The sequence below is a fragment of the Larkinella sp. genome (assembly GCF_965227735.1).
Taxonomy (GTDB): Bacteria; Bacteroidota; Bacteroidia; order Cytophagales; family Spirosomataceae; genus Larkinella.
Map to the genome: position 1 here is coordinate 4,785,599 of NZ_OZ245776.1, position 26,442 is coordinate 4,812,040.

The 26,442-nt window shown below is 53.9% G+C and carries 17 protein-coding genes; 9 read left to right on the plus strand and 8 right to left on the minus strand.

The window, feature by feature from the left end; translation table 11 throughout:
* Positions 1 to 134: 134 nt before the first annotated feature.
* From ACO064_RS18760 to ACO064_RS18795, 8 genes are all read right to left on the minus strand, one after another.
* Complete coding sequence (locus tag ACO064_RS18760) at positions 135 to 5,030, minus strand: right-handed parallel beta-helix repeat-containing protein (RefSeq protein WP_421828763.1); 4,896 nt, start codon at positions 5,028 to 5,030, stop codon at positions 135 to 137.
* Between the two features lie 81 nt (positions 5,031 to 5,111).
* Positions 5,112 to 5,657: a cupin domain-containing protein gene (locus tag ACO064_RS18765; protein WP_421828764.1), complete on the minus strand. Its 546-nt coding sequence runs from the start codon at positions 5,655 to 5,657 to the stop codon at positions 5,112 to 5,114.
* A 160-nt stretch (positions 5,658 to 5,817) separates the two neighbouring features.
* Entirely contained in the window at positions 5,818 to 5,973 is a 156-nt protein-coding gene (locus ACO064_RS18770) for a helix-turn-helix transcriptional regulator (RefSeq protein ID WP_421828765.1), read from the minus strand.
* A 349-nt stretch (positions 5,974 to 6,322) separates the two neighbouring features.
* Positions 6,323 to 8,338: a tetratricopeptide repeat-containing sensor histidine kinase gene (locus ACO064_RS18775; RefSeq protein WP_421828766.1), complete on the minus strand. Its 2,016-nt coding sequence runs from the start codon at positions 8,336 to 8,338 to the stop codon at positions 6,323 to 6,325.
* A gap of 325 nt (positions 8,339 to 8,663) precedes the next feature.
* The gene (locus tag ACO064_RS18780; protein WP_421828767.1) at positions 8,664 to 8,855 is read right to left on the minus strand and encodes a hypothetical protein; all 192 of its coding nucleotides are present in this window, start codon (positions 8,853 to 8,855) and stop codon (positions 8,664 to 8,666) included.
* Positions 8,856 to 8,936: 81 nt separating this feature from the next.
* Positions 8,937 to 9,482: a cupin domain-containing protein gene (locus ACO064_RS18785; RefSeq protein ID WP_421828768.1), complete on the minus strand. Its 546-nt coding sequence runs from the start codon at positions 9,480 to 9,482 to the stop codon at positions 8,937 to 8,939.
* Positions 9,483 to 9,773: 291 nt separating this feature from the next.
* Positions 9,774 to 13,931: a two-component regulator propeller domain-containing protein gene (locus ACO064_RS18790; RefSeq protein WP_421828769.1), complete on the minus strand. Its 4,158-nt coding sequence runs from the start codon at positions 13,929 to 13,931 to the stop codon at positions 9,774 to 9,776.
* A gap of 135 nt (positions 13,932 to 14,066) precedes the next feature.
* Entirely contained in the window at positions 14,067 to 15,203 is a 1,137-nt protein-coding gene (locus ACO064_RS18795) for a redoxin family protein (RefSeq protein ID WP_421828770.1), read from the minus strand.
* A 217-nt stretch (positions 15,204 to 15,420) separates the two neighbouring features.
* Here ACO064_RS18795 and ACO064_RS18800 point away from each other — a divergent pair, with 217 nt between their 5' ends.
* The 9 genes from ACO064_RS18800 to ACO064_RS18840 all read left to right on the plus strand — a co-directional run bounded on the left by ACO064_RS18800 (position 15,421) and on the right by ACO064_RS18840 (position 26,409).
* A complete protein-coding gene (locus ACO064_RS18800; RefSeq protein WP_421828771.1) occupies positions 15,421 to 16,485 on the plus strand; it encodes a sensor histidine kinase in 1,065 nt (354 codons plus the stop codon).
* A 147-nt stretch (positions 16,486 to 16,632) separates the two neighbouring features.
* Positions 16,633 to 17,304: a hypothetical protein gene (locus tag ACO064_RS18805; RefSeq protein WP_421828772.1), complete on the plus strand. Its 672-nt coding sequence runs from the start codon at positions 16,633 to 16,635 to the stop codon at positions 17,302 to 17,304.
* A gap of 87 nt (positions 17,305 to 17,391) precedes the next feature.
* Positions 17,392 to 17,922 (plus strand): hypothetical protein, encoded by a 531-nt coding sequence (locus tag ACO064_RS18810; RefSeq protein WP_421828773.1) that lies wholly within the window; start codon positions 17,392 to 17,394, stop codon positions 17,920 to 17,922.
* Between the two features lie 70 nt (positions 17,923 to 17,992).
* Positions 17,993 to 18,568: an RNA polymerase sigma factor gene (locus tag ACO064_RS18815; RefSeq protein ID WP_421828774.1), complete on the plus strand. Its 576-nt coding sequence runs from the start codon at positions 17,993 to 17,995 to the stop codon at positions 18,566 to 18,568.
* Complete coding sequence (locus ACO064_RS18820) at positions 18,549 to 19,880, plus strand: outer membrane beta-barrel protein (protein ID WP_421828775.1); 1,332 nt, start codon at positions 18,549 to 18,551, stop codon at positions 19,878 to 19,880. The genes ACO064_RS18815 and ACO064_RS18820 overlap by 20 nt, the downstream gene beginning before the upstream one ends.
* A gap of 186 nt (positions 19,881 to 20,066) precedes the next feature.
* Positions 20,067 to 21,248, plus strand: coding sequence for a DUF4856 domain-containing protein (locus ACO064_RS18825; RefSeq protein ID WP_421828776.1), 1,182 nt, complete (start codon positions 20,067 to 20,069; stop codon positions 21,246 to 21,248).
* Between the two features lie 106 nt (positions 21,249 to 21,354).
* Entirely contained in the window at positions 21,355 to 22,515 is a 1,161-nt protein-coding gene (locus ACO064_RS18830; RefSeq protein ID WP_421828777.1) for an imelysin family protein, read from the plus strand.
* Complete coding sequence (locus tag ACO064_RS18835; protein WP_421828778.1) at positions 22,515 to 23,864, plus strand: HTTM domain-containing protein; 1,350 nt, start codon at positions 22,515 to 22,517, stop codon at positions 23,862 to 23,864. The genes ACO064_RS18830 and ACO064_RS18835 overlap by 1 nt, the downstream gene beginning before the upstream one ends.
* The gene (locus ACO064_RS18840) at positions 23,845 to 26,409 is read left to right on the plus strand and encodes a TonB-dependent receptor domain-containing protein (RefSeq protein WP_421828779.1); all 2,565 of its coding nucleotides are present in this window, start codon (positions 23,845 to 23,847) and stop codon (positions 26,407 to 26,409) included. Before ACO064_RS18835 ends, ACO064_RS18840 begins: the two co-directional genes overlap by 20 nt.
* Positions 26,410 to 26,442 lie beyond the last annotated feature (33 nt).

The following is a 26,442-nucleotide window of genomic DNA, read 5'->3' on the forward strand; positions in this document are numbered from 1 at the left end:
CAGCGGCCAAAGGCCCTGTCAGCGGTTGAGATCGGAGCGGTTTTAAAACCACACCCGCAGTTAAAAACCGCCCCGATCAAAAACTCACCGCTGAAAGTGATACAAAAAATGGACTTATTGGCGGCTCCCTTCCATTACTTTCCTTTCAGAATCCTGACGGTTTTCTGCTGCGTCGGCGTGCTGACCCGCAACACCAGCATGCCCGGAGCCTGATGGAAAACCGGGAGCCGGTGACGTTCAACCGCATCCGCCTGCGGCACCTGCTGCTCACTGATCCGATGGCCATTGATGTCCGTCAACTGCACGTGCAGCGGGTTTCCTTCAGCGCCCCGGATTTCGACCTCAACCTGACTGGAAACCGGGTTGCCCAACACCGTCACCTGGAGGTCGGAACTGGTTTCGGCCGACAACCGGGAACCGGGCGCACACTGGTATTCCTTTGGTGACCCTTTTAAGATAAACGTAGAACCCAGCACCCGCGCCAGTACTTTTGTACCGTTGGTGACGCTGCCCGGTGGCGTGAAATTATACGCATGAACGCCATTGCCTTTGCCCGCATCTTTCAGGTCGACCCGGTAAATATTGGCGATTATACTGCCCAAGGGCGTGATGGTTCCCGGACTCGGTTCGAGGTAAAACTCGACGGTGATCGGGGTGTTGGGTTTGTTGCGGTCCCAGACCCAGCCGCGAATCCCTCCGCAATCGAGTTTGTCCAGATATCCTTCAAAACTGCCCGTGACAACGGTTTCGGCCGGATTGACGGTCAGGTTGAAACTCACGCTGTTGGTCGCTCCCCGGTCATCGGTCGCCGAGTAGGTCAGCGCAAAGCTGCCTGCGATCTCGGTTTTTCCGCTGATCTGCCGGGTACCGCTGGTGAAGGTCAGGCCACTGGGCAGGCCCGCCAGCGCGTAGCTCAGGGTACTGTTTTCCGGATCGGTGAAAACGGGTAAGGTCGTGGTAAAAGCCACCCCTTGCTGGATGGTCAACGGCGTCATGGAGGGAGCGACGGGCGGTTTGTTCGGTGGGGGTGGCGGGGTGCCGTTCTGACAGCGGATGGTTTTGGGTCCGTCTTTGAGGGTAAAACCGCTCTCAAACACCGTGGCCGAGAGGGTATGAACTTCGCCATCTTTCAGCTCATCCGGGATGTTCCACCGAAAGGCATGAATCCCATTGCCCTTGCCGCCATCTTTCAAATCCTGCCGAAACTCGTTGGCCAGAATGGTCCCCTTGCTTTCGGAATCCACCAGAATCTCGACCGTGACGACAGTATTGGGTTTGTTGCGATCCCAGGCCCAACCCCGGAAACTGGTGCAATCCCCTCCGTAAATGAACCCATCGAAGGAACCGGTGACGGTCGGCGCATTGACCACTACGGTAGCACTGGCGGGGTCGCTGATACAACCATTGACGGTACAAGTGGCCTGGTAGACGAAAATGCCGGGGTTTGTGGTCAGCACGGCAATGGCTCCGGTTCCCGACGAACCGCCCGGACCGTTCCAGGTGAGGGTTCCGGCACAATTGCTGGCGGTCAGGTTAACCGTTGGCGCTCCCTGGGTGACGGTCGTGCTGGTCAGGTTGGGGGGTGCAGGAGCGGCATTGCCGGTTACGGTGACACTGCTGGTGGCGGTGCAGCCCGAGCTGAGGTTGGTGACCGTCACCGTAAAGGCTTTGGGGCCACTGGTGAGCAGGGTGGCACTCACGGGGTTGGTCGAAGTGCTGCTCAGGGTGGCTCCGGCCGGGGCGGCCCAGCTATAACTCAGATTACTGCCGCCCGCTACCGTTGCCGACAGACTAACCGATTGCCCGACACAAACGCTGGCGGAAGAAGTCAGGGTTGACACGGTGATGCGAGCTGCTGGTTCGTCCTGAAACTCGTAAGCCCCGATATCGACCCGATTTCCGTAGATGCGGGGGTTGCCAGCGAAATCTGTCTGGGGCAGGGCGGTGACACTGTAAGGCCCGGAAACCGCCGTGGCACTTGCGGGATCACCGGCATTGACGGCCGCGGAACAGTTGGTGAGTTGGAGGTTATCCGAACTGACAAAGGGCGAAGTGGTGGCGGTCAGGTTGTTGGAGCCGGTGTAATCCGTTGCCTCAGGTTCGAACAGGCAATAACTGGCCGTTATTTTAGGACCAAAGATAGCACGTAGCGAACTTCCGCCATTGTTCCAGAAGAGGCAATTGACAAGACTTAAATTACTGGAACTTCTACTCAGAATACCTCCTCCCAAATTGGTGGCGGTATTTAACGAAAAGCTACAATTGGTTAGCAGTGTATTACCCTCCCCGGAAGTATACATTCCCCCTCCCTCATTGGCAGTATTTGACGTAAAACGACAATTGACCAGGACAGAACTGATATTAAGATTATACACTCCCCCCCCATTAGCAACGGCAGAATTCGACGTGAAGCTACAATGGGTCAAACTGGGACTGCTACCGTTAATATTATACATTCCCCCTCCCCGATCGGCAGAATTTGACGTAAAGCTACAGTTGGTCAGGTTGGCATTCGATGAACGATTAAACATTCCCCCTCCCTCATTGGCAGAATTTGACGTAAAGCTACAGTTGGTCAGAATGGGACTAGAAGAACTATTAAACATCCCCCCCCCACTGCTATTAGCGGAATTTGACGTAAAGCTACAGTTGGTCAGAATGGGACTGGAACCGGCATTTAACATTCCCCCACCGAAACCCCTGGAAGGGAGCGTATTATCATCGTTGGCATTCCCGCCGGTTATGACAAATCCGTCCAGGATAGCCGTACTGGTGATGTCAGTGTTGGATATGACGTGGTAACTGTTGTCGGCCGGGTCGCCCTCATTACCAATGTCGCCACTCAGGGTGGTGCTGGACGGGGTGGTCAGGTTGAGGGCAGGCCGCTCGCTGCGGTTTGCTTCCGTTCCCACAAAACCGCCGTAAATGGCCACGTTGTTCTTCATGCTGAAGTAAATAGTGCGGTCGGTTCCGGTGGTGGGTTTGTAGGTTCCCGCGGCCACCCACACCTCACCGCCCGCCGTGAGTGAGTTGATGGCCCCCTGCAAATCAGCCGTGGCGGTGGCCCAACTGGTGGCCGTCGCCGGATTGGAATTGGTGCCGGTTGTCGACACAAACCGGGTGGTCGAGGGAGCGGCATTGCCGGTTACGGTGACACTGCTGGTGGCGGTGCAGCCCGAGCCGAGATTGGTGACCGTCACCGTAAAGGCTTTGGGGCCACTGGTGAGCAGGGTGGCACTCACGGGGTTGGTCGACGTGCTGCTCAGGGTGGCTCCAGCCGGGGCGGCCCAGCCATAACTCAGGTTACTGCCGCCCGTGACCGTTGCCGACAGACTGACCGCTTGTCCGACAGTGACGCTGCCGGAAGAAGCCAGGGTTGAGACGGTGATGCGAGCCGCCGGTTCGTCCTGAAACTCGTAAGCGCCTATATCGACCCGGCTTCCGAAGATGCGGGGATTGCCCGCCAGATCCGTCTGGGGCAACGCCGTAACACTGTAAGGCCCGGAAACCGCCGTGGCACTGGCCGGATCACCGGCATTGACGGCCACGGAACAGTTGGTGAGTTGGAGGTTATCCGAACTGACAAAGGGCGAGGTAGTGGTGGTCAGGTTGTTGTTGGAGTCGGTATAGCCCGTTACCGAAGGCTCAAACAGGCAATAACTAGCTGTTGTCGTCGCACCATCAATATTAAATAGCGTATTACTTCCGCCATTGTTCCAGAAAATGCAATTGATGAGACTGGAATTGCTGGAATTAGTATTATACATTCCCCCTCCCTGATTGGTGGCTGTATTTGATGCAAAAGTACAGTTGGTCAGGCTGGGACTGGAATTAGAATTATACAATCCTCCTCCCTGACTGGCGGTATTTGACGCAAAAGTACAGTTGGTCAGGCTGGGATTGGATTGACTATTAACCATCCCTCCTCCAAGAGTAGCTGTATTTGAAATAAAACGACAATTGGTCAGGCTGGGACTGGAAGTAGAATTACTCATCCCCCCCCCATTGTCTACAGCGGTATTTGACGTAAAGCTACAGTTGGTCAGGCTGGGATTGCTGGAAGTAGCATTACTCATCCCCCCTCCACCATAATTGGCGATATTTGACGTAAAGCTACAGTTGATCAGGCTGGGATCAGATAAATAATTAGCTATCCCCCCGCCAAAAGTTCCTGCGGTATTTGACGTAAAACTACAGTTGGTCAGGGTGGGACTGGCGACGGAATTATTAGCCATCCCCCCCCCATTGATAATAGCGGTGTTTGACGTAAAACTACAGCTGGTCAGGCCGGGACTGGAATTAGTATTATACATCCCCCCGCCATTGTTATCAGCGGTATTTGACGTAAAACGACAGTTGATCAGGCTGGGATTGGAATTAAACGCATTATACATCCCCCCCCCACTGAGCTTAGAGGAATTTGACGTAAAGCTACAGTTGGTCAGAATGGGACTGGAATTGATATTTAACATTCCCCCACCATTATTCCTGTTATCGCTTGTATCATCATAGTTGGCCCTTCCCCCCGTAATCACAAATCCGTCCAGAATGGCCGTACTGGTGAGGTCAGTGTTGGATATGACATGGTAGCTGTTGTCGCCCGGGTCGCCCTCCGTCCCAATGTCACCACTCAGGGTGGTGCTGGACGGGGTGGTCATGTTGAGGGCGGGCCGCTCGCTGCGATTGGCTTCGGTTCCCACAAAACCGCCGTAAATGGCCACGTTGTTCTTCATGCTGAAGTAAATAGTGCGGTCGGTTCCGGTGGTGGGTTTGTAGGTTCCCCCGGCTACCCACACCTCTCCGCCCGAAAATTGGATCGAATTTATCGCGCCCTGCAAATCAGACGTGGCGGTGGCCCAACTGGTGGCCGTGTACGGATCGGAGTTGGTGCCGGTTGTCGACACAAACCGGGTGGTCGTCTGGGCGGAGGCAACCAGGGATAAACCCAGTAGACATCCCAGCCAAAAAAACCGGGTACGCAATGCCCCGACCCATGCGGTCGGGAATAGGAAGGTAAAACGTTTCTTCATTTTACATGGATCGATTAAGGACAAAAAAAGAAAACCGCCGGGGCATCGGTACGCGGATGGTCGGGCGGTTTTTGCGGGGTGTTAATCCGGCAACTTGTAGCCAAGCGTACTGCCCACAAACGCCAGAAACCGCATGAGTCCGTGGGGTGGGTTGGTCGATTTGATTTCTTTTTCGTGGGCCACAAAGAGCATCGAAATCCGGATCAACGAGCCGAAGTTCTTGGGGGGCAGCGTCATTTTTCCGCTGGCAATCAGCGTGTGCATCCGCCGGAAAAACCGCTCGAAACCCAGCGCGGGCTTGTGGATATTGATGATCCGAACCTCCTGGGCGTGTGAATTTTTGAGCGTATGCGGTACGCCCGCCGGAACGGTTGCGGTTTCGCCCGGTTTGACCAGCCGCCACTGTCCATCGATCCAGACATCCAGCGTGCCTTCCAGCACCTGGTAGCTTTCCTCGGCATGGGGGTGAATGTGCTGCGGAGGTCCCTCCAGACCGGGTGCCAGCACATTGATGGCTTCAAAAAAAGCACCGTTGGTGTCTTTGGTGTCTTTGGTAATTTGCCACCACATTCCGGCGGCTGCAAAATCGAGAATCCGATTCGAATCGGTCTTGTCTACTTGTTTCATTGTCGCAGTTTTTTTAAGAGTAAGGCGTATCAGAGGCTCATTCCGGGGCCGAAATGAAGTTCTGGAGCGACCCGGTTTTTAGGCCCTGGTTAGCGACACAAGGATACGGAAGCGAGGTGTTTGGGGAGGTGGACTATTGTTCGAAAAGGTGGACTATTGTTTAAATCGGGTCAGAATGGCGGTATTGGCCGGGCGAAACGCCGAATTCTTCGGCGAATACGCGGCTGAAATACCTGGCGTCGTCAAAACCGACGGCGTAGCCAACTTCGGCAATGTTGAGGTCGGAGGAGGTCAGGAGTTCTTTGGCTTTAATCACCTTATCCCCATCAGTAGCACGTATAGCGAAAACTTTTTCAACCAACTAAAAGGATTTTAGGACGAGACAAAAACGGGGCTTAATCATCAATCCATAGCTTTTTGAACCTCTCATTTCTCTATGCAAACCTGGAGCTCATTTCAGATCAGGGTTCAGGTCATACCGACCCGATTCTCCAAGTTTGACTGGCCAGGATTTGAGAAAAGATCACCGTACCAAACTGGGGATTAAAAATGAATTTTGATGGTTCACCAGCGGCTAAGGAGCCGATTAGACCTCCCACCGAAAAGATGCGTTTCCTAAATTAAGGGTGGATTTGTTGTGATGAACGGCGGGCAAAAACCGCTGGTTACGCCGGCAACCTGACCACCATTTCGGTGCCATCCCCGATCTGCGTTTCCACTTCCAGGCTTCCACCATGTCCTTTGGTGATAATGTCATAACTCATCGATAGACCAAGACCGGTTCCCTGCCCCGTCGGTTTCGTCGTAAAGAAGGGTTGAAAGATTTTGGCTTTCACCGATTCCGGAATGCCGGTACCATTATCTTTTACCCGGATTTCGACCTTCCCATGGCTGCGATGGGTACTCACCTTCACTTTAGGTCGATACCCTTCCGGTGCCGTTTTCTGCCGCTCCGCAACGGCGTAAAAGGCATTATTGTACAGGTTTAGCAACACCCGGCCCATGTCCTGGGGTACCAGTTCGACGGGCGATAGATTTGCATCAAAATTGGTCACCAGTTCGGCATTGAAGTCTTTGTCTTTGGCCCGCAGCCCGTGATAGGCCAGTTTCAGGTATTCATTCGTCAACGCGTTCAGGTCGGTGACTTGCCGTTCCCCGGTGCTACTGCGGGAATGCTCCAGCATGCCTTTGACAATCGAATCTGCCCGTTTCCCATGGTGGTTGATTTTTTGCAGGTTCATGGTTAAATCGTTGGCGATCGCCAGCACCTCCTCCAGTCGACCCGCAGAAGCTTCTTCTTTTAGTTCCTGCACCAACTCCCCGCTTATCTCCGAGAAGTTATTGACAAAGTTCAGGGGGTTCTGAATTTCGTGAGCGATTCCGGCCGTGAGTTCCCCCAGGGAAGCCATCTTTTCCTTTTGGATTAGTTGCGCCTGCGTCGTCTGGAGTTCCCCCAACGCCTGCTCCGCTTTGCTCCGCTGCTGATCGAGTTCGGTTTTTTGACGCGTCAGCACCTGATTGCTCCGTCGTTGACGTTGGTTGGTTCGCCAAAGTAACCCGGCCACCAGCACCACCCCGGCGACCAGCCCGACCAGCCCATACATACGGATGCGGTTTTGATAGGATGCCTCCAGAGCGGCCTGTTCCTGTTGACGCTGCTGTTCCTCAAAGCCAAGCGTGAGGAGTTGTTTTATTTTTTCCTGACTGAAGAGGCTGTCCTTAGCCGCTACGGCTACTTTGTAATAGCGCAGTGCCTGCGTATTGTTGCGCCCTTCGTAGAGCTTCGTCAGCAGTTCGCTGGCGGATAGAATGCCATCGAGGTAATTCGTTTGCTGTCCGGTTGCGAGTGCCCGGCTGGCGTTGACGATGCTGGAATCAATGGCGCCGGTTGCCTGGTATAAGGAGGCAATGCTCAAATAAATATCCGCCAAAGTAACCGTCGAATTATTTTGCCCGGCGGCCACCAGAGCCCGGCGGTAATACGAAAGGGCCGTAGTGGTGTCGTGACGCTTTAGTTGTAAATCGCCCAATAGGTAGAGGTTATGGTGCAGAACGATTCGGCCTTTTTCCTGTTCAGTCAACGGTGTGGCCTTTTTCAAGTAATAGTCGGCCGAATCTAACTGATTGAGCAGCAGGTAAGTTTCTCCCAGATTGCAATACAGGATAGCATAAGTCCGGACGTCGCTTTGTGTATCTTTCCGGTGCACCTGGTCAAAGACTTGTTGCGCTTCCTGAGACAGACTGAGCACGCGCTTGTAGTCCTTCTGCGCCTGATAGGGAGAAGCCATGTTGTTGAGTACGGCGGAAATGGCAGGCAGATCGTGAATGGATCGGCTAATCTGAAGCGATTGCTGAAAAAAGCGAATGGCTTTCGGATAATCTCCAAGGTTGGAAAGACTGCTGCCCATCAAATTAAGTCCCCGGGCCTGACCGGGTTTATCGTCCAATTGCTGCGCAAGCCGATACGCCTGTTGCGCGAGTCGATAGGTGGTGTCGGGTTTGATGTCGAGATAAAGATGCCCCAGCTGGTTCAGCCGACGCACCCGATTGGTATCCGCGCGTTGCTGGATCAATTGTCGTTTCAAACTGTCGATCTCGGGTGATTGGGCGCAGGCCATCCAATTATTTCCCCAGAACAGGGAAACCAAAGCGAGTAGGGCGGGGCGTAGCGAACGTTTCATACGTAGTTTAATGGACAGGGATCTCGCCCGGTTAGGGAGCAGGTTGGTTACCAGCTTGATCAGAGTTCAACGAACCTAAGCTTTTCGTTCATAATCACCGTGTACCATTAGATGGGTGCTCTTGCAAGTGTGCCAACAGATTTGTTGAGATCGGTTTGCATCGGTCGCCTGGCGGTTTCGGTAATGGAATGACCTATGTCTTAGTTCCTTGAATAACTGCTGAAAAAAAGTAACAGGTATTTTGCTGCTGCGATTAAACCGTCGATCTAGGAAATCATGAGCAAACGACAAGGTACAGGCAAATACGTTGAGCCGGTCTGAGTTTTCAGATTTTCACGTTGTTCTTCATGTTAAACCAAATAGTGCGGTCGCTTCCGGTGGTGGGTTTGTAGGTTCCCGTGGTCGTCTGGGCGGAGGCTGCCACCGAAAAAACAACCAGACATCCCAGCCAAAAAAACCGGGTACGCAATGCCCCGACCACTGCGGTCGGGAATAGGAAGGTAAAACGTTTCTTCATTTTACATGGATCGATTAAGGGAAAAAAAAGAAAACCGCCGGGGCATCGGTACGTTGCGTGGTGAGCGGTTTTTGCAGGGTGTCAGTCCGGCAACTTGTAGCCAAGCGTACTGCCCACAAACGCCAGAAACCGCATGAGTCCGTGGGGTGGGTTGGTCGATTTGATTTCTTTTTCGTGGGCCACAAAGAGCATCGAAATCCGGATCAACGAGCCGAAGTTCTTGGGGGGCAGCGTCATTTTTCCGCTGGCAATCAGCGTGTGCATCCGCCGGAAAAACCGCTCGAAACCCAGCGCGGGCTTGTGGATATTGATGATCCGAACCTCCTGGGCGTGTGAATTTTTGAGCGTATGCGGTACGCCCGCCGGAACGGTTGCGGTTTCGCCCGGTTTGACCAGCCGCCACTGTCCATCGATCCAGACGTCCAGCGTGCCTTCCAGCACCTGGTAGCTTTCCTCGGCATGGGGATGAATGTGCTGCGGAGGTCCCTCCAGACCGGGTGCCAGCACATTGATGGCTTCAAAAAAAGCACCGTTGGTGTCTTTGGTGTCTTTGGTAATTTGCCACCACATTCCGGCGGCTGCAAAATCGAGAATCCGATTCGAATCGGTCTTGTTTACTTGTTTCATCGTCGCTGTTTTTTTACTTGTAAAGCGCGCCAGGAATCCGTAATCGCCCGAAAACGGAAGTTCTGGAGCGACCCGCAGGGCTGTTCAGTGCTACCGCCTTTCACCCCCAACCCCCTAAAGGGGGCTTTAACATCTGGATTTAAAAGCCCCCTTTAGGGGGTTGGGGGTGAAAGGCGGTAGCACTGAACAGTCCTGGGGCGACCCGGTTTTTAGGCCCTGGTTAGCGACACAAGGATACGGAAGCGAGGTGTTTGGGGAGGTGGACTATTGTTCGAAAAGGTGGACTATTGTTTAAATCGGGTCGGAATGGCGGTATTGGCCGGGCGAAACGCCGAATTCTTCGGAGAATACGCGGCTGAAATACTTGGCGTCGTCAAAACCGACGGCGTAGCCGACTTCGGCAATGTTGAGCTCGGAGGAGGTCAGGAGTTCTTTGGCTTTGTTCAATCGAAGCGCCCGAATATACCGGGTTGTGGACAGGCCGGTGAGGGCCACCAGTTTGAGGTGCAGGGTGGAGCGGCTCATGCGCATACGCTGGCAGATTTCTTCAATAGACAGGTCGGTTCGGTCCAGTTGTTCCTCCACCGCCGAACGTAATTTTTGCAGAAATACATCTTCGAGAGAAGCGGTTTCTTCCGTTGCCGACGGCCCGGTTTTCAGCGCGAGCTGGCTGTAGTGGCGCTGCAGGACGCGCCGGGACTGGAGCAGATTCTGGAGCACGATCAGCAGTTCGTCCCGCTGAAACGGTTTGGTGAGGTAGGCATCGGCCCCACGCCGGAGGCCACTGAGCCGGTCGCTGACGGCAGCCCGGGCGGTGAGCAAAACAATCGGAATGTGGCTGGTGCGGGCGTCGTTTTTTAGTTCATCACAAACCTGAAAACCGTCTTTCTGCGGCCCGGCCTGGACGGGCATCATGACATCGCTCAGAATCAGGTCCGGGATCTTCTCGAGGGCCTGATCGATGCCCGCCTGACCGTTTTCGGCCCGGAGGATGTAGTAGGATTCGCCCAGACAGGATCGGATGTAAGCCGCCACATCCTCGTTGTCTTCCACCAGCAGCAGCACCGGTTTTTCCCCGGCCGGTTCGGACGTTATTTCCAATGGATCGTGGTTGATGATCGCCGGTTGGGCCGACGGCAATGCCGCCAGCGGAGCCTGGTGAGTCCGGCGGAACTGAACGATAAATTCGGTTCCCTGGCCGGGCCTGCTGCGAACCGCCAGGCCGCCATTCATCAGCACGACCAACTCCTGCACCAGCGACAGGCCGATACCGGTTCCGCCCGTTTCAGAAACCGGCATTGGGTTTTCCACCTGAAAAAACCGGTTGAAAATCCGGGGCAACTGAGCGGCTTCTATTCCGGGCCCCGAATCGCGGACGCTGAGGAAAATCCAGGAATCATCCGGGTGAAGCGTCGGCGAAACCGCTTCATAATAAGTCAGCCTGTTCGAATATTCCCGGTTTTTCTGCGTCGTCAGCCGGAACTCAATGCGACCACCCGCCGGGGTGAATTTTAGCGCATTCGATAACAGATTGGAAAGAATATCCTGCAGTTTATCCGGATCAAAATCCGTTTCCAGCGTCTCAACATCCGACTGAACGTGCAATTGACTATTCTTCTGAGCGGCCAGGGAATGAAACGGCTCGGCGACGTAGTGACAGAACCGGACCAGGTCGGCCCGGATGGGTTGCAGCCGCATTTCACCGGCTTCCAGTTTCGACAGGTTCAGAATCTGATTGATCAGGCGCAGCAAATTGGTGCCGTTTCGTTCAATCAGATCCATTTCCCGCCGACCGGTTTCTTCCGATTGCTTTCGTTTCAGTTCCGAGGTCATGCCCAGAATAACCGTCAGCGGAGTCCGGAATTCGTGCGAAATATTGGCAAAAAAACGGGATTTGGTTTCGTTCAGCCGTTGCAGCATCCCGGCCTGTTGCTCAATCACGCCCTTGTCCTGTTCGATCTGGGCGGTCGCCAGCCGGATTTCGTTCTGGAGCCGTTTCTGTTCCTGCTCGTGATTCCAGATGCGCCACCGCAGCCAGCCCCAGATCCCGGCAATCAGCAGCAAAACCGTCAGGATCATGAACCAGATTTGCAGGTAAAAAGGCCGGAGAACTTCGATCGGAATCGTCAGTGTATTGGCCGACCACTGTCCGTTGGATGCCTGCCCTTTGATCAACAACTGATACGTGCCATAGGGTAGGTTTCCGAGCCGCAGCGACGGCTCCGCCTGGTGCGTCCAGGCATTGTCCAGACCCTTAAACTGATAGGCATAGACGTTTTTTTCGGCATCGGCATAATTCAGCAGCGCAAAATCGAGTACGGCAGTCTGGTCGCCGGGTCGGATGGTGATTTGGTGAGTTTGGTTCAAATCAGCGGTTTTGTCAACGATCTGGTTGCTGTTTTGGTCGAACTGACGAAACCCAACCATTCGCAGCGGTAACGGAACGGGCGGTTTTTCGGCTTCAAAATCACGGGGATCGAAAGCGGTAATACCGTTGAGGCCGCCGAAATAAATCAGTCCGGTTTTATCCTGGAAATGCGAAATCCGGTTGAATTCGTTGTGCGTAATGCCATCCTGCACAAAATACGTCCGGGTGGTCAGCCGCACCGGATCGAACCGCATAATTCCGTAGTCGCTGCTCATCCACAGATTGCCCCGCCGGTCGGGGTAAATTGCATAAATATTGTCGTTTGATAAGCCTTCCGAACGTCGGAACTGCTGAAAGCGGTTATTTCGGCGATCCCAGCGGATCAGGCCGGCATTGGCCGTCGCGAGCCAGTAAATGCCTTTCGCATCCTGGTAGAAATGCTGAAAACTGTCGGCGGGCAGGTAAAAGCGACCTTTGCCACCACTCCAGTAGCGGGCCGTGATGCCTTTGGCGGGGTCAACGACATACAAACCCGTGTTGGAACCCAGCCAGATGGTACCCTGTCGGTCGGCAGCGATGTGGAGCACGTGAGCCTGAACCAGTTCCGGAAACCGGTTGTATTGGGTGAAGGCGGTGAGCTGCCCGGTTGTTTTCTGAACGTACCAGAGGCCCTTGCGCCCACCCGCAATCAGTTGGTCGTTCCGATAGGGAGCCAATGTCCAGACCGATGCGTTGGTCGGTAAGTCAGGCGTTTTGCCGGTGTTAGACCCCTGCTTCCAAATTTCGTTAAACGGTAATGCTGATAGGTTGTAGGTACCGGTTCGGAGGTCATAGAAAAGCAACTGTCCTTTGATTCCGGCAATGAGTTTCCCCGATCCGTTATCGACTAAGCCCGCCATCGCGGCAAAAGTGGGTTCCGAGTACAAACTTTTAGGCGACTCGCCCGACAGCTTCACGGAATGGAGGCCAAATTTTTCCAGATTCGCGTAAACCTGATCCCCCATTGTGGTGATACCGCGGATGGCGGCTACTTTGTCGCCTGAATTACTTTCGTCGTAGAATAACCGACGAAAGTAATTTCGGGTCACCTTCACCTGGTAAACGCCAAAACTGGTGCCCAACCACAGCCAGCCATTCCGGTCGCAAAAGAAACTCCGGTTGGTAACGGCTTCGCGCGACAGCTGGCCGGTAACATCCAGGACAGTGCCGGTGGCTGGATCTAACAAGCGGGCTCCATCCCAGATCAGACCGGTCCGGTCAAACGGGTAATAAACCGGAAAAAGGAACTTCGATTGGGGCTGCTGCAAGGAAGCGGGTAACTGACGCCGGTTTCCCCGTTCGTCGACACTATAATGAATGCCGTGCGGATTGGTAGCTGATGCGGGAACATAATAAAAAAAGTCAATACGGGCATTGGGCTGTCCGTAACTGGGGATCACGGCACCCTCCGGGTGGTGGATCTGATGCAGCACCCGGCCATCCGGGGTCAGTTCAACCAATTGGTTGGCATTGGCTACCGCCCAAATTGTCTGACGGTCCGTCACCCTAAAAATAGCCAGACTTTCAAACTGCGGCAGGCGAACAGAACGCAATCCTGAATCCGGGTGATAGGAACCCAGCATGGCGGGCTTGCAGTTGGAAAAGAAAACCGTGCCATTGGCGCTGCTCAACACCCGCTGGGGTACCACTAAACAACCAGGAGCTAGTTGCCTGTTGAATTTTTTTTCGAACGAAACCGCCTTTCCGGTCAACGGATTGAATAGGGTAATCCGGGTTTGTTCATGAGGGCCCATCAGCCACAGCAAACCGTCGGCGTCCTGCGCAATCGACTGAATATCATCAAAATCAAGGCCGTTGCGGTCTTTGGTAAACGTGGTGAAGGTTTTGCCATCGAAGCGGTTGAGACCGAACTTGGTGCCGAACCACATCATCCCCTGCTTGTCCTGAAAAATGGCATTTACCTCCCGGTGCGACAGGCCATTTTCCGGGCCGTAATGTTTCACCGAGGCCGCGAATTGCTGGGCATTTGCCAGTATGGAGCAACAGAAAAACAGGCCCGTTAGAAGGCTTACGGTTTTCACAGTGGGTGCAGTCAAAGACGGAGAAAAAGAAGCCGATTTCCGAATTAGCAATCGATCGGTACTCTGCTGAGATCGCCAAATATACTTTTTAATTGAATGAAGAGCGTTTTGGAGGAATAATAAATGTAAACCGTTTCAATAATACCGCCCGATCAGCCGGTTTTCCACAATCTTCCGTTTCATTTCCAGCGGATCAATCGGCCCCTGTTTGCTGTAGACGATTTTGCCGCCGGGTTCTACCAGAATCGTGTAGGGGAGGGCACCCTGCCAGTTGGGGTCGATGGCTTCGATCAGCGCGTATTTGTCGTCCGAACTGAAGAGGTAATTCTGGTTGGAGGCTTCCTTCTTTTTCAGGAATTCGAGGGCTTTGGCTTTCTTGTCGGGCTTGTCGGCCGAAACCGTTACCAACTCGAAATCCCGCTCGCGGTACATCCGGTCGATGGTGATGAACTCGGGAAATTCCTGCACACACGGCCCGCACCAAGTCGCCCAGACGTTGATCAGCCGCAGTTTGTCGGAATCGTTTTTGATCAGTTTTTTCAGCCCGGCCACGTCCACATCGGCCAGGGAAACCGGTCGCTTGGCCCACTCGGCCTGCTGTTTCTGGATGTAATCGCTCTTTTCAATCCATTTGACCGAGCAGCCGAAGGTTTTGGTGGTGGCCATCGGCACTTTCTGACCCGCCAAAACCGCATCCAGTGCCGCCCGCGTATCTTCGGCGTTGGCCGAGCCCGGTTTTTCTTTGGCATCGAACCGCCCGGCATATTGCAGTTTACGGTCCTGGTCGAAAATGAAAACGTGGGGTGTCGCCACCGGGCCGTATTTCTCCGAGGTAGTTTGCGTGTCGCCGTCGTAGAGATACGGAAAATTATAGCCTTTTTCCCTGGCCCGGATTTTCATTTCGGCAAAACTGTCGCTCAGATCGGTGTAGCCCAGTTCGGCCAGGCTCACGGTGGCCGGGCTATTGGGCGAGATAACGACGAAATTTACCTTTTTGGGTTTATAATCCTTCACCAACTGAATCGGCCGGTCTTCGTAGGCCTGCGCGGTGGGGCAGTGGTTGCAACTAAATACGATGACCAGCGCGGGTGAGCCCGCAAAGCTTTTCAGGCTATACTGTTTTCCGTCGACGCCGGGCAGCGAGAAATCCGGGGCCGAAGCGCCGATTTCCAGGGTTTTGTGATCCGCTTTCGGCCCAAAAGCCAGCGCGCCGATTAGCACGATCAGTCCGGCCAGTCGGTACAGTTTTTTGATGAAGGGATTGGTAATCATAGGAATAGTTCGTGTTGTGTAGGAATACTCTACTTTAACCTGAAAATAATGAAATAAAATCGTACGGGAAAAATTCATACCCGAATCTGACGGTTTGGGGGCTAAAAATGCGGATTCAACCGACTATCTTTTGAAACAGCTTTTCGGTAAACTACTTTTAGCGAACGGTTTAACGCCTTCGCATCCGGCCCATACGAAACGAGAACCACCCGATTCTGTGAACAAAGTGACCATGACCCAACCCATCAACCGGGTCGAGCCCATCAACGACAAATGGCTGCAGATCATCGGCACACCGGTGGCGGTTTTGCCGTTCGTGTTCTTTTACATGAATGAGTACGGCTACGATTGGCGTCTGTTTGCCCAGGCTTTTCTCTGGGGGCTGGTTTCAACCGCCTGCGCCTGGCAATTGCTGCGGTGGTGGGTGATGAAGGTGCGGGTGCGCTATGCCGACCGGACGCAGTTCCGGCAGCGCATTCTGACGACGTTTCTGGGGTATTCGCTGCTGATCATTCCTGTGCAACCCATCGAGACCTGGGTCGTGAGCCACCTGGATTTGACGGGGATGGTTACACCGGCCGAATTTCCGCGTGTTTACCTCATTCACATCGGCATGGCACTTTTGTTTGCCCTGCTGGTGGGGGCGATTTACGAGAGTATGTACTACCTCCAGAAAAACCGGGAAGCGATCACGGAAGCCGAAGCACTCAAAAAAGCGACCTTGCAGAGCCAGTATGACACGCTGAAAAACCAGGTCAACCCGCATTTTCTGTTCAATTCGCTCAATTCACTGTCGTCACTGATTACTGAAGACAAAAAACAGGCCGGGGCGTTTCTGGACGAACTGGCGAGCGTCTACCGGTATTTGTTGCAGGAAGGCGACCGCGAACTGACTTCGCTCCGCAGCGAGGTGGCGTTTATCCGGTCGTATCTGTTTCTGATTGAGACGCGGTTTGGCCCGGCCATTTCGTACGACATTCGGGTGGAAGACCGGTTTCTGGACGATATGCTGCCCCCGCTGACGCTCCAGACGCTGGTCGAAAACGCCATTCGGTATAACGTCATTTTGCCCGAAAAACCGTTGCGGCTGACGATTGAGACGCTGGAAGACGGTCAGTTGCTGGTCACCAATCCGATTCAGCGCAAACCGCTCCGCGTAACGGCCATTCCCATCGGACTGGGGACGCTCACCGACCGTTTCCACCGATTGGGCCTGCCCGCGCTGGAAATCAAAGACGACGGCGAGGAGTTTCGGGTGAGGGTTCCGCTGTTGCGGAGGTAGTAAATTCGGTTTACGGTTTTCAGTTTACGGTAGCTGACGCATACTTCCTGGCGGGTTTTGCAGCGCTTTAGTCCCGGCGAGGAACCGCACCGTAAACTGAAAACCGTAAACCGAATACAATTTTTAATAACCAAGTAAACAACAACCATGAACACCTTAAAAATCAGTTTCTTCGCGGCTCTGTTGAGCAGCACCGTTGGGATGGCCCAATATCTTCCGCTGGGCGCCATCACGTCGTGGACCGACGGCTATGTCGTAACGACCGAAAACGATACGATTCGTGGGAAAGTCCGGGTGGGCGCGATGGTGAATGACGCCCCGGCCAGCGTGGTGGTTCGCACCGCCGACGACAAAAAAGTAACCTTCAAAGGCGAGAAACTCCGCCTGGTGGCCCAGAACATTCCAAAATTTGCCTATGCCACCGGGGCCATTCCCCGCGAACGGGAGCAGGTGGTTTTTGAGCGGGTGCCCAATCCGCGCAAAGACGGAAAAACCGCCCTCCTTGAACGATTGAGCCATCCCGGCAAAATTACGCTGTATTTCGACGCCAGCGGCTGGAAGAAAAATGCGGAATACACCTTCGGCAATTTCACGATCGGCACCAATCCGAGAGACCTCAGCTTTGTGGTGGTAAAAGACCAGACCAACGCCCGAATCGTAAAAAAAGGAACCATCGACGACGAACACGAGGCTTTGTTTGGCGATTGTCCGGCCTTTGTGCGCCAGTTTCCGGCGGCCACGCGCCGGGACTGGAACCGGTTTGGCGAGATCGTGGAAGCGTATAACCGGACGTGCGTGATCGGAACGGCGTTGAACTGACGGTTTCTGAAAAAAATGCGATGGGTTGTAGCGTTCGTTCCGCGCGCTACGTCATGGGTTTAGTAACCACTAAACAGTTTTATATCCATGAAAATCCATTCCATTTTAGCCAGCTTCCCGATGGTTCGAAAAATGTCCGCTCTGTTGAGCCTGGCCGTTTTGTTAACGCTTGGTGCCTGTAACCAGGATTCGGCCAACGAACCCGCCCCGTCGGACAAAGACCTGACGAGTTTGCAAAAAAGCCCCGAAGAATTCGACCGGGCCATGAACGCCCGTACCAAAGCCGAAGGAACGCTGTTTACCATCGAGAATGTCACCCGTGACGGCAACATCCTGACGGTGAAAGTGAAAGGCGGTTGTTCCCCCGAATCCTTCAAGGCCGTCTGGAACGGGGTCGAGATCATGATTTATCCGCCGACGATCCACCTGGCGCTGATTCATGAAACCGGCGAAGTTTCCGGCTGCCCGACCGACCTCGTCCACACGCTCAAAATTGACGTCACCAAAGTAATTGGCGAAGGCGATCATTCTAATACAACCTTTGTCGTCTACAACGGGTCGAAGGTGCAGGACACCACGCTGAACCCGGACGGCACCGTTTCCAATTCCAACCGGTAAAATACCACTCATACCCGGAACGGTGGGCCGTTGGGCTCACCGTTCTTTGTTATCGCCCGCAGCCGGTGATATGGCACCAGATTGTACGCCCTTTGAACGACAACTCATCGAAGGATGCCGGAAAGGCAGCCCGCAGCACCAGGAAATGTTCTACAAGCATTTTTACGGGTTTACAATGGCCATTGCGTTGCGGTATCACCCGGCCCGGCAGGAAGCGGGCAGCGTGGTCAACGATAGTTTTATGAAAGTCTTCGACCGGATCGACCGGTATTCGTTTGACGAAACGTTCAAAGGCTGGCTGCGCCGGATCGTAGTCAACACTGCCCTCGATCACTACCGGAAACTGGCCAGACACGCGCACCCCGTTGCCCCGGAACAGGCCGACAGCCAGGCCGTCATCCTCGAAGATTCGGTCATTAGCCAGCTCACGGCGGACGACATTCTGAATCTGCTCCAACACCTTCCCGACCACTACCGCATGGTGTTTAACTTATACGAAATCGAAGGGTATTCGCACGACGAAATCGCCCGGCAACTCAATCTGTCGGTCAGCTCGTCGCGGGTTTACCTGGTTCGGGCGAAAGAAAAACTCGCCCGGTTGGTGAAAAATTATTTCCCGAATCACAATGAAAGATTCTATCCATAAACGGCTGACCGATCAGATCCGCAAGACGATGGGGCGGTATGAACCGGCCTACGAGCCCGGTTCGTGGGAAGAATTTCAGCGGCTCCGGCGCAAACGGCAGCAGCGGCAACCGCTGGTCTGGTTCCGGTATGCGATGGCGGCCTGTTTGTTGCTCGGGGTTCTGGGCGTGCCGGTTTGGCTGTATGTCGGTCGTCCGGATTCGGAACCGTTGGCCGTCAATCAACCCAAAACCGGTTTTTCGGGAAAGAAAACCGCTCCGTCGTTGGTGGAGAAGCGCCGGGTAGAAGGAGCGGAGTTAACCCGGAAAAAGGATACCATTGAGGTTGATGAAAAACCGTTGCTTTCGCTTTCTACCCGTAGAGTCGTGCGTGGTCCCGGTTTTGCGTCTAAAGTTGTTCTTGACCCGGGTTTTGCCCCTAAATCCCCTAAAGGGGACTTTCTGAATCCGGATGTTGCCGCGTCCAAGTCCCCTTTAGGGGATTTAGGGGCAAAACCCGGGTCAAGAACAACTTTAGGGACAAATGACCAGCCAACAAAAACCGGCTCGTTTGAATTCATCACGCTACGATCCATACAGATCGCCCAACGCCCGCTTCGACCTTTGGGACTTCCTTTGAATCTATGGACTGACCAACCGGCGGTGGTAAAAATTGATCCCGCCAGGGCAGGACAGAAACCCATTTGGGGCGTCAGTCTGGCACCGCAGTCGGTGTATGCCGCCGGAAGTTCGGCGTCGCCAGCGGTGGGTGGGGGGCTTTTTTCCGAAATCCCGATCAGCCGCAGGTTCAGCCTGTCGACCGGGTTGGCGATGGCGCAGCAAAAACTCGGAACCGCCGAGCCGGAAGTGTTCGTTGTTTCGACGGTTCCCCGCTTGGTTTCGACCCGCATTCGGCTCACGGCGGTCGATCTGCCGGTGAATATCCGGTTTCGGTCCAAAAAATCGGCTGATTTGGGCTTCTACGCTGAAGCGGGGCTGTCGTCCGTGGCTTTTCTGAACGAACATTATGCGTATACCTACCAGCAGCAAAAAGAGGTGACGGTGGTGGTGATGGGAACCAATGGGCAGGAACAAATGACGACACAATTCGTAACGGCGCAGGAAACGATAAACCAGGCGGCCCCGGCTTTCCGGAAAATTTACTGGGGGCGAATCCTCAATCTGTCCATTGGCGTGGAACGTCGGCTCGGTGCCCGGTTCCGCTTATCCGCCGAGCCGTATCTGAAATACCCGATCGGGCCGTTTACGCGGGAAAATCTCCTGCTCGGTTCAGGGGGCGTCAGTCTGCGGCTGGGCTTCCAGTCGGTTCGGTGATTCTAATCGAGTGCGATCCTGGTTCTGGCGACATTATTGGCCGGAATCGGGATCGCTGTTTTTTTGTCAAATATTTGACTATCAGATAATTGTAATCTTATTTAAAAACATTCTTACTAATATTCTTATAACCAGTCTAAATAGTATTTACATTTACGGTAGAATTACCTTTTTATCGAATCCATCATGTTCAACGTAAATCTATTATCCCGATACATTCCTATTGTATTGGTAAGCGCCAGTCTGGTCGCCTGTAACAAAGACGACGATGACAATGGCATCACACCACCCGATAACCTGCGGTCCGCTATCGACTATTCCAAATTGACGGACACCACGGCCTACGCCAACTTCTTTGCGGACAACAGCGGTGCCAAAACCGTCGATCTGACACCGGGCAGTACCCAGCTTTTGATGTTCCGCGCCATCAATACCTACAACGGTACGGCAGTAGGAACCGGTGCTACGCTGGATTCGACCGTACTGAAAAACATGTTTTCCAACACCGGTAACCCCTTTACCGATGCGGCTTTGAATACGTCGGGCGTCAATCTGCGGTCGATCTTTGCTTCGTCACTGCCAGCGGCTGATGCCGAAAAAGAACGTAAAACCCTGGAAGCGGCTTTCGGACCGATTGCCACCGCCAGCAAATCCGTAACGGCCACCGCATCGGAAGGCAAAGCGGGTAAGCTCGTAACGGGAACCAGTTCCTATCTGGTGGATGCAAAAGGCATCGAATGGGCTCAGATCATCCAGAAATCAATGATTGGCGGTTTGCAGGTCGATTACATCAGCAACGTGCTGTTGAGCGACAAGAACCTGGCACTGGACAATTCCAAAGTGGTAACCGGTAAAAAATACACCGAACTGGAGCACAACTGGGATCAGATTTTCGGCTTGCTGACGGCCAACCCGGTCTACGGCAGCAAGGCTACGGCTACGTCGTCCGGCGAAAGTTTCATCGGTTCGTACCTCTGGGAGTACAACAAAGAAGACTTCCCCAAAATCCATACGGCCTTGCTGAAAGGGCGGGCGGCCATTGTCAACAACGACCCGACGACCCTGAAAGCGCAGGTCGCTATTCTGCGCCCGGCCCTGGAAAAAGCCCTGGCTGGTGCGGCTTTGGGCTATCTGGGAAAATGGAAAACAAACGCAACGAATGATGCAGCCCGCGCCCACGCCATCGGCGAAGGGCTGGGATTTATTTACTCACTGCGTTACGCCAAAATAAACGGAGCCGATGCAGCTTTCTCGGATACCATCCTGGCGGGCCTGATCGGTGCTCCGAACGGTTTCTGGGGGCTGACCAACACCAAAATCGATGCAGCCGCTGCGGCCATCCGGACGAAGTTCAAGATCACGAATTAATTTAGCGTTTACGGTTTACGGTTTTCAGTTTACGGTAGCTGACGCACGCTTCATACGCGTCAGCTACCGTAAACTGAAAACCGTAAACCGTAAACCATTTTTAAGTATGGCACATTTCAGTTGGAAAACCGTCGGTTTTTTGTTTGCTTTTCTGGGGTTGGTCTGGGCTTGTTCAACCAGCAAGGATACGCCCGATCCGGACCCCGATCCAAATCCTACGAATCCCGTGGGCACCGACCGCAAGGCGATGCTGACGCACCTGGCGGACAACATCATTCTGCCCAGCTATGCCAATTTCAAGACCAAATTCGACCTGATGCGGACGAAGTCGGAAGCCTTTGCGGCCAAACCCGACCCAACCACGCTGACAGAATTCCGGCAGGCCTGGGTCGATGCCTATACCGAGTGGCAAAAAGTCGAACTGTTCGATGTCGGCCCGGCGGAATCGCAGACACTCCGGTATTTTTTTAACATCTACCCGGCCAACGTGACCGGTATTGAGGAGAATATCGTCTCGGGTTCGGCGGTGATGGACTTGCCAGCCGCGTATCCCAAACAGGGTTTTCCGGCTTTGGATTACCTCATCAATGGCCTTGCCGCTACCGACGATGCCATCCTGCTGCGGTATAAGACGGCTGCGGATGCCGCCAAACGAATTGCTTACCTGAAACGAATCACGACCCAGATGAACGCGGTTTTTACCGCCGTTCTGACCGAGTGGACGACCGGTGGCTACCGGGACAAGTTTGTGAACTGCACCGGCATCGACGCGGGTTGCTCGACCTCGAAACTGGTCAACGGCTATGTGCTTCATTATGAGCGGTATCTTCGTTCGGGAAAATTCGGGATTCCGACGGGCGTGATGGCCAACGGCGTGGCGGCTCCCGAAAAAGTGGAAGCGTTCTACAAAAAAGACCTGTCGCTGGTTCTGGCCAAAACCGCCCACCAGGCCGCCATTGATTTTTTCAACGGGAAAGACGTGAAAACGGGGCAGGAGGGACCCGGTTTTAAAAGTTACCTCAACGCCCTCGGCGCCAAAGACAGCCAGACCGGCAAGTCGCTGGTGGAGGTGATCAACGCACAGTTTGAATCGACTAACGCGAAACTGAATGCGCTGAAACCAAACCTGCACGACGAAATCAAGACCAACAACGCTGCGGTGGTGGCGGTTTACACCGAAATGCAGAAAGCGGTGCGGATGCTGAAAGTGGATATGACGTCGGCCATGAGCATCACGATTACCTACGTGGACACGGACGGCGACTGATGGGCCGGTATGTTCGGACATACACTTCAGCGGCTCCTTTGGCCGTTTTTCGAATCGCCTTTGGTGTGATGATCCTGGGCAGTGTCGTTCGTTTCTGGTCGAAAGGCTGGATCGAAGAACTTTACATCAAACCGGCTTTTTTCTTTCCGTATTACGGTTTTGAGTTTGTCAAACCGCTCGGCGAATACACCTACCTGCTGTTTGCCGTATGCGGTCTCAGTGCGCTGCTGGTGGCCGTCGGCTGGTTCTACCGAATGGCTTCCGTCCTGCTTTTCCTGAGCTTTACGTACATCGAACTGATGGACAAAAGCACCTACCTGAACCACTATTATTTCGTGAGTCTGGTGGCGTTTCTGCTCATTTTCCTGCCCGCCAATGCCTATTTTTCGGTGGATGCCTACCGAAACCCCCGCCGGTTTTATGACCTGGTTCCCCGCTGGACGATCGACAGTTTGCGGCTGCTGATGGGCATTGTCTATCTCTACGCCGGACTGGCCAAACTAAATTCCGACTGGCTGGTGGAAGCATTGCCGCTCCGGATCTGGTTGCCCGGTCGCAACGATTTACCGATCATCGGTTTTTTGTTCAACTACCGCGAAACGGCGTATGCGTTCAGTTGGCTGGGCGCGCTCTACGACCTGAGCATTCCGTTTTTGCTGCTCAACCGCGTTACGCGTCCGTTTGCGTATGTTGCCGTGGTGGTTTTTCACGTGCTGACCGTCATTCTTTTTCCGATCGGCATGTTTCCGTACATCATGATTGTGGCGGCTCTGATCTTTTTCTCCGCCGGTTTTCACCAGAAAATCATTGCGGTTTTATGTCGATTGCTGCGCTTGCCTGATTTATTTCTGAAACACGGTAAAACCCTGGCGTATTCACAGCAACAGTCCAGACTGCTATTATCTTTTTTACTCATTTTTTTTATCCTACAAATCCTGGTTCCGTTTCGGTATACGCTCTATCCCAATGAGTTATTCTGGTCGGAAGAAGGTTACCGGTTTTCGTGGCGGGTGATGCTGATGGAGAAAATGGGGCATGTGCAATTTAAAGTCGTGGATGAAACAGGGCGGCAGGCCGTCGTCAACAACCACGAATACCTGACGCCTTTGCAGGAAAAAATGATGGCGACGCAGCCGGATATGCTGGTTCAGTTTGCGCAGTATTTGCGGGACCAGTACGCCAGGCAGGGTTTTCAAAACCCGAAAGTTTTTGCCGACACCTACGTCAGTCTGAATGGTCGGCTGGGCCAACCGTACATCGACCCGACGGTCAACCTGGCGCAGGAAACCGACTCGTTCCGGCCCAAAAAGTGGATTTTACCCTTTGGAGATGAAATTAAAGGTTTATAGATCGATTGCCCCTAAAGTCGTGCGCGACCCCAGCTTTGCCCCTAAATCCCCTAAAGGGGACTTTCTGAATCCGGATGTTGCCGCGTCCAAGTCCCCTTTAGGGGATTTAGGGGCAAAATCGGGGTCGCGCACGACTTTAGGGTTATTTTTCCTATTCTTTCTAATTGCAATTCCCAGTTTTGCCCAGCACACCTTGCGGGGGCTGGTTCGGGAGACAACGACCCGCGTGTCGGTCGATGGGGCCAGCGTGTATCTGAAAGGCTCCCGGAACATTTTTAGCACTGACAGTCTGGGGGAGTTCACCATTCCCAACTTGAAAACCGGCACCTACCAGCTTCAGTTTTTCTCGCTGAATCACAAACCGTTTAAAACTGAACTGACGGTTCGTGCGGACACGACGCTTGACGTTTCGCTGGAAAGTTCCGAAAAAATGCTCCGGGAAGTGACCGTTACGGCCCAGCAGGGCAGTTTCGGCATGACCCGGCTGCGTGAAGTGGAAGGCACGGCCATTTTTGCCGCCAAAAAATCGGAAGTGATTTTGCCCGAAAATCTGGTCGCCAATCTGGCCACCAACAACGCCCGGCAGGTGTATGCGCGCGTCGCTGGTCTCAATATCTGGGAAAACGACGGGGGCGGTTTGCAACTGAGCATCGGCGGCCGGGGCCTTGACCCCAACCGGACGTCGAACTTCAACGTCCGGCAAAACGGCTACGACATCAGCGCCGACGCCCTGGGCTATCCCGAAAGCTATTACACCCCCCCAACGGAGGCTCTGAAACGCATCAAAATCGTGCGCGGGGCGGCATCGTTGCAATACGGAACGCAGTTTGGCGGCTTGCTCAATTTCGAGATGCGCCAGCCCGTCACCGACCGAACCATTGAAGTGACGTCGCGGCAAACCGTGGGGTCGTTCGGTTTTTTCAATTCGTTCAACAGCGTGAGCGGCACGGCTAAAAAGCTGAGTTATTACGCCTTTTTCCAGTATAAACGGGCGGACGGCTGGCGGCCCAATTCGCATTTCGACAGCAAAACCCTCTATGCCGATCTGCATTACCAGTTGACCGAAGAAGCCAAAATCGGCCTGGAAGTGACGCACATGGACTACCTGGCCCAACAGCCGGGCGGGTTGAGCGACGATATGTTCAAGGCTAATCCCCGGCAATCGAACCGGGAACGAAACTGGTTTAAGGTGGACTGGAACCTGTTCAATGTGCATTACGACTGGAAAGTAAACCGCCGGTCGGACATCAACCTGATTGCGTTTGGCGTGGTAGCTTCCCGGTATTCGCTGGGTTTTCGACCCAACCGCGTGGCAACCGTCGACAACGAGAGCTTTGAACGGGATCTGATCGCGGGGGATTTCCGCAACTGGGGTTTTGAAGGACGGTTTCTGAACCGGTATAAACTGGGCCGGAAAGACGGCGTTTTTCTGGTCGGAACCCGGTTTTACCACGGTTTCAACCACAGCCGCCAGGGCGTTGGCCCAACGGGCAAAAACGCAGATTTTACATTCATCGAACCCGATCAACTCACGTCGTCCGACTACCGTTTCCCAAACCGCAACGTCTCGCTTTTTGCCGAAAATGTACTTTTCCTCAATTCAAAAGTATCCATAACGCCCGGTCTGCGCTACGAACACATCCGCACCACAGCGGACGGTTTCTACGGCAACGTCGTCCGCGACCTGGCTGGTAACATCATCGACATTACTAAAACGCAGGAGAAACGGATCAATCCGCGTGGTTTTCTGATTGCCGGTATTGGCCTGAGTTACAAGCCGTCGGCTCAGCTTGAAGCATACGGGAATATCTCCCAGAATTACCGTTCGATTACGTTCAGTGACATGCGAATCGCGAACCCGTCGGCGGTGATCGACCCCAATTTGCAGGACGAACGCGGTTTTTCGGCGGACGTGGGTGTGCGGGGTGAGGAGAACGAAGTGCTGAATTACGACCTGAGTCTGTTTGCGCTCAACTACGGAAACCGCATTGGCGAAGTGCAGTTTTACGACGAAAACGACCGTGTGCTGCGTAAACGCACCAACATCGGCCGGGCGTTGATTGTGGGGCTGGAGTCGTACGGCGAAGTGGAACTGCTGCGGCTGTTAAAAACCAAACCGGATCGCTGGAGCTGGTCGGTTTTCGGCAATCTGGCCCTGATTCGTTCGCGGTATGTGAACAGCCAGATTCCGGGGGTGGAGGGCAATGAGGTCGAATTTGTTCCCGCCGTCAACCTCAAATCGGGCATGCGGTGGGGTTATCGCAACCTCAAAGCGTCGTTCCAGTTTACGTACCTGACCGACCAGTTTTCCGACGCGACGAACGCCGTCGATGGCGGCTTTTCGGGGGTGGTCGGACGCATACCGGCCTATCACATCATAGATTTTTCGCTGTCGTGGAATTACCGGTGGCTCAAACTGGAAGGCAGCGTCAACAACCTGACGAATGAATATTATTACACCCGACGGGCAACGGGTTACCCCGGCCCCGGCATTCTGCCCTCCGACGGGCGGGCGTTCTTCCTGACTGTTGGCGTAAAATGGTAAACCCTGACAGCGGTCGAAGACCCTGTCAGCGGT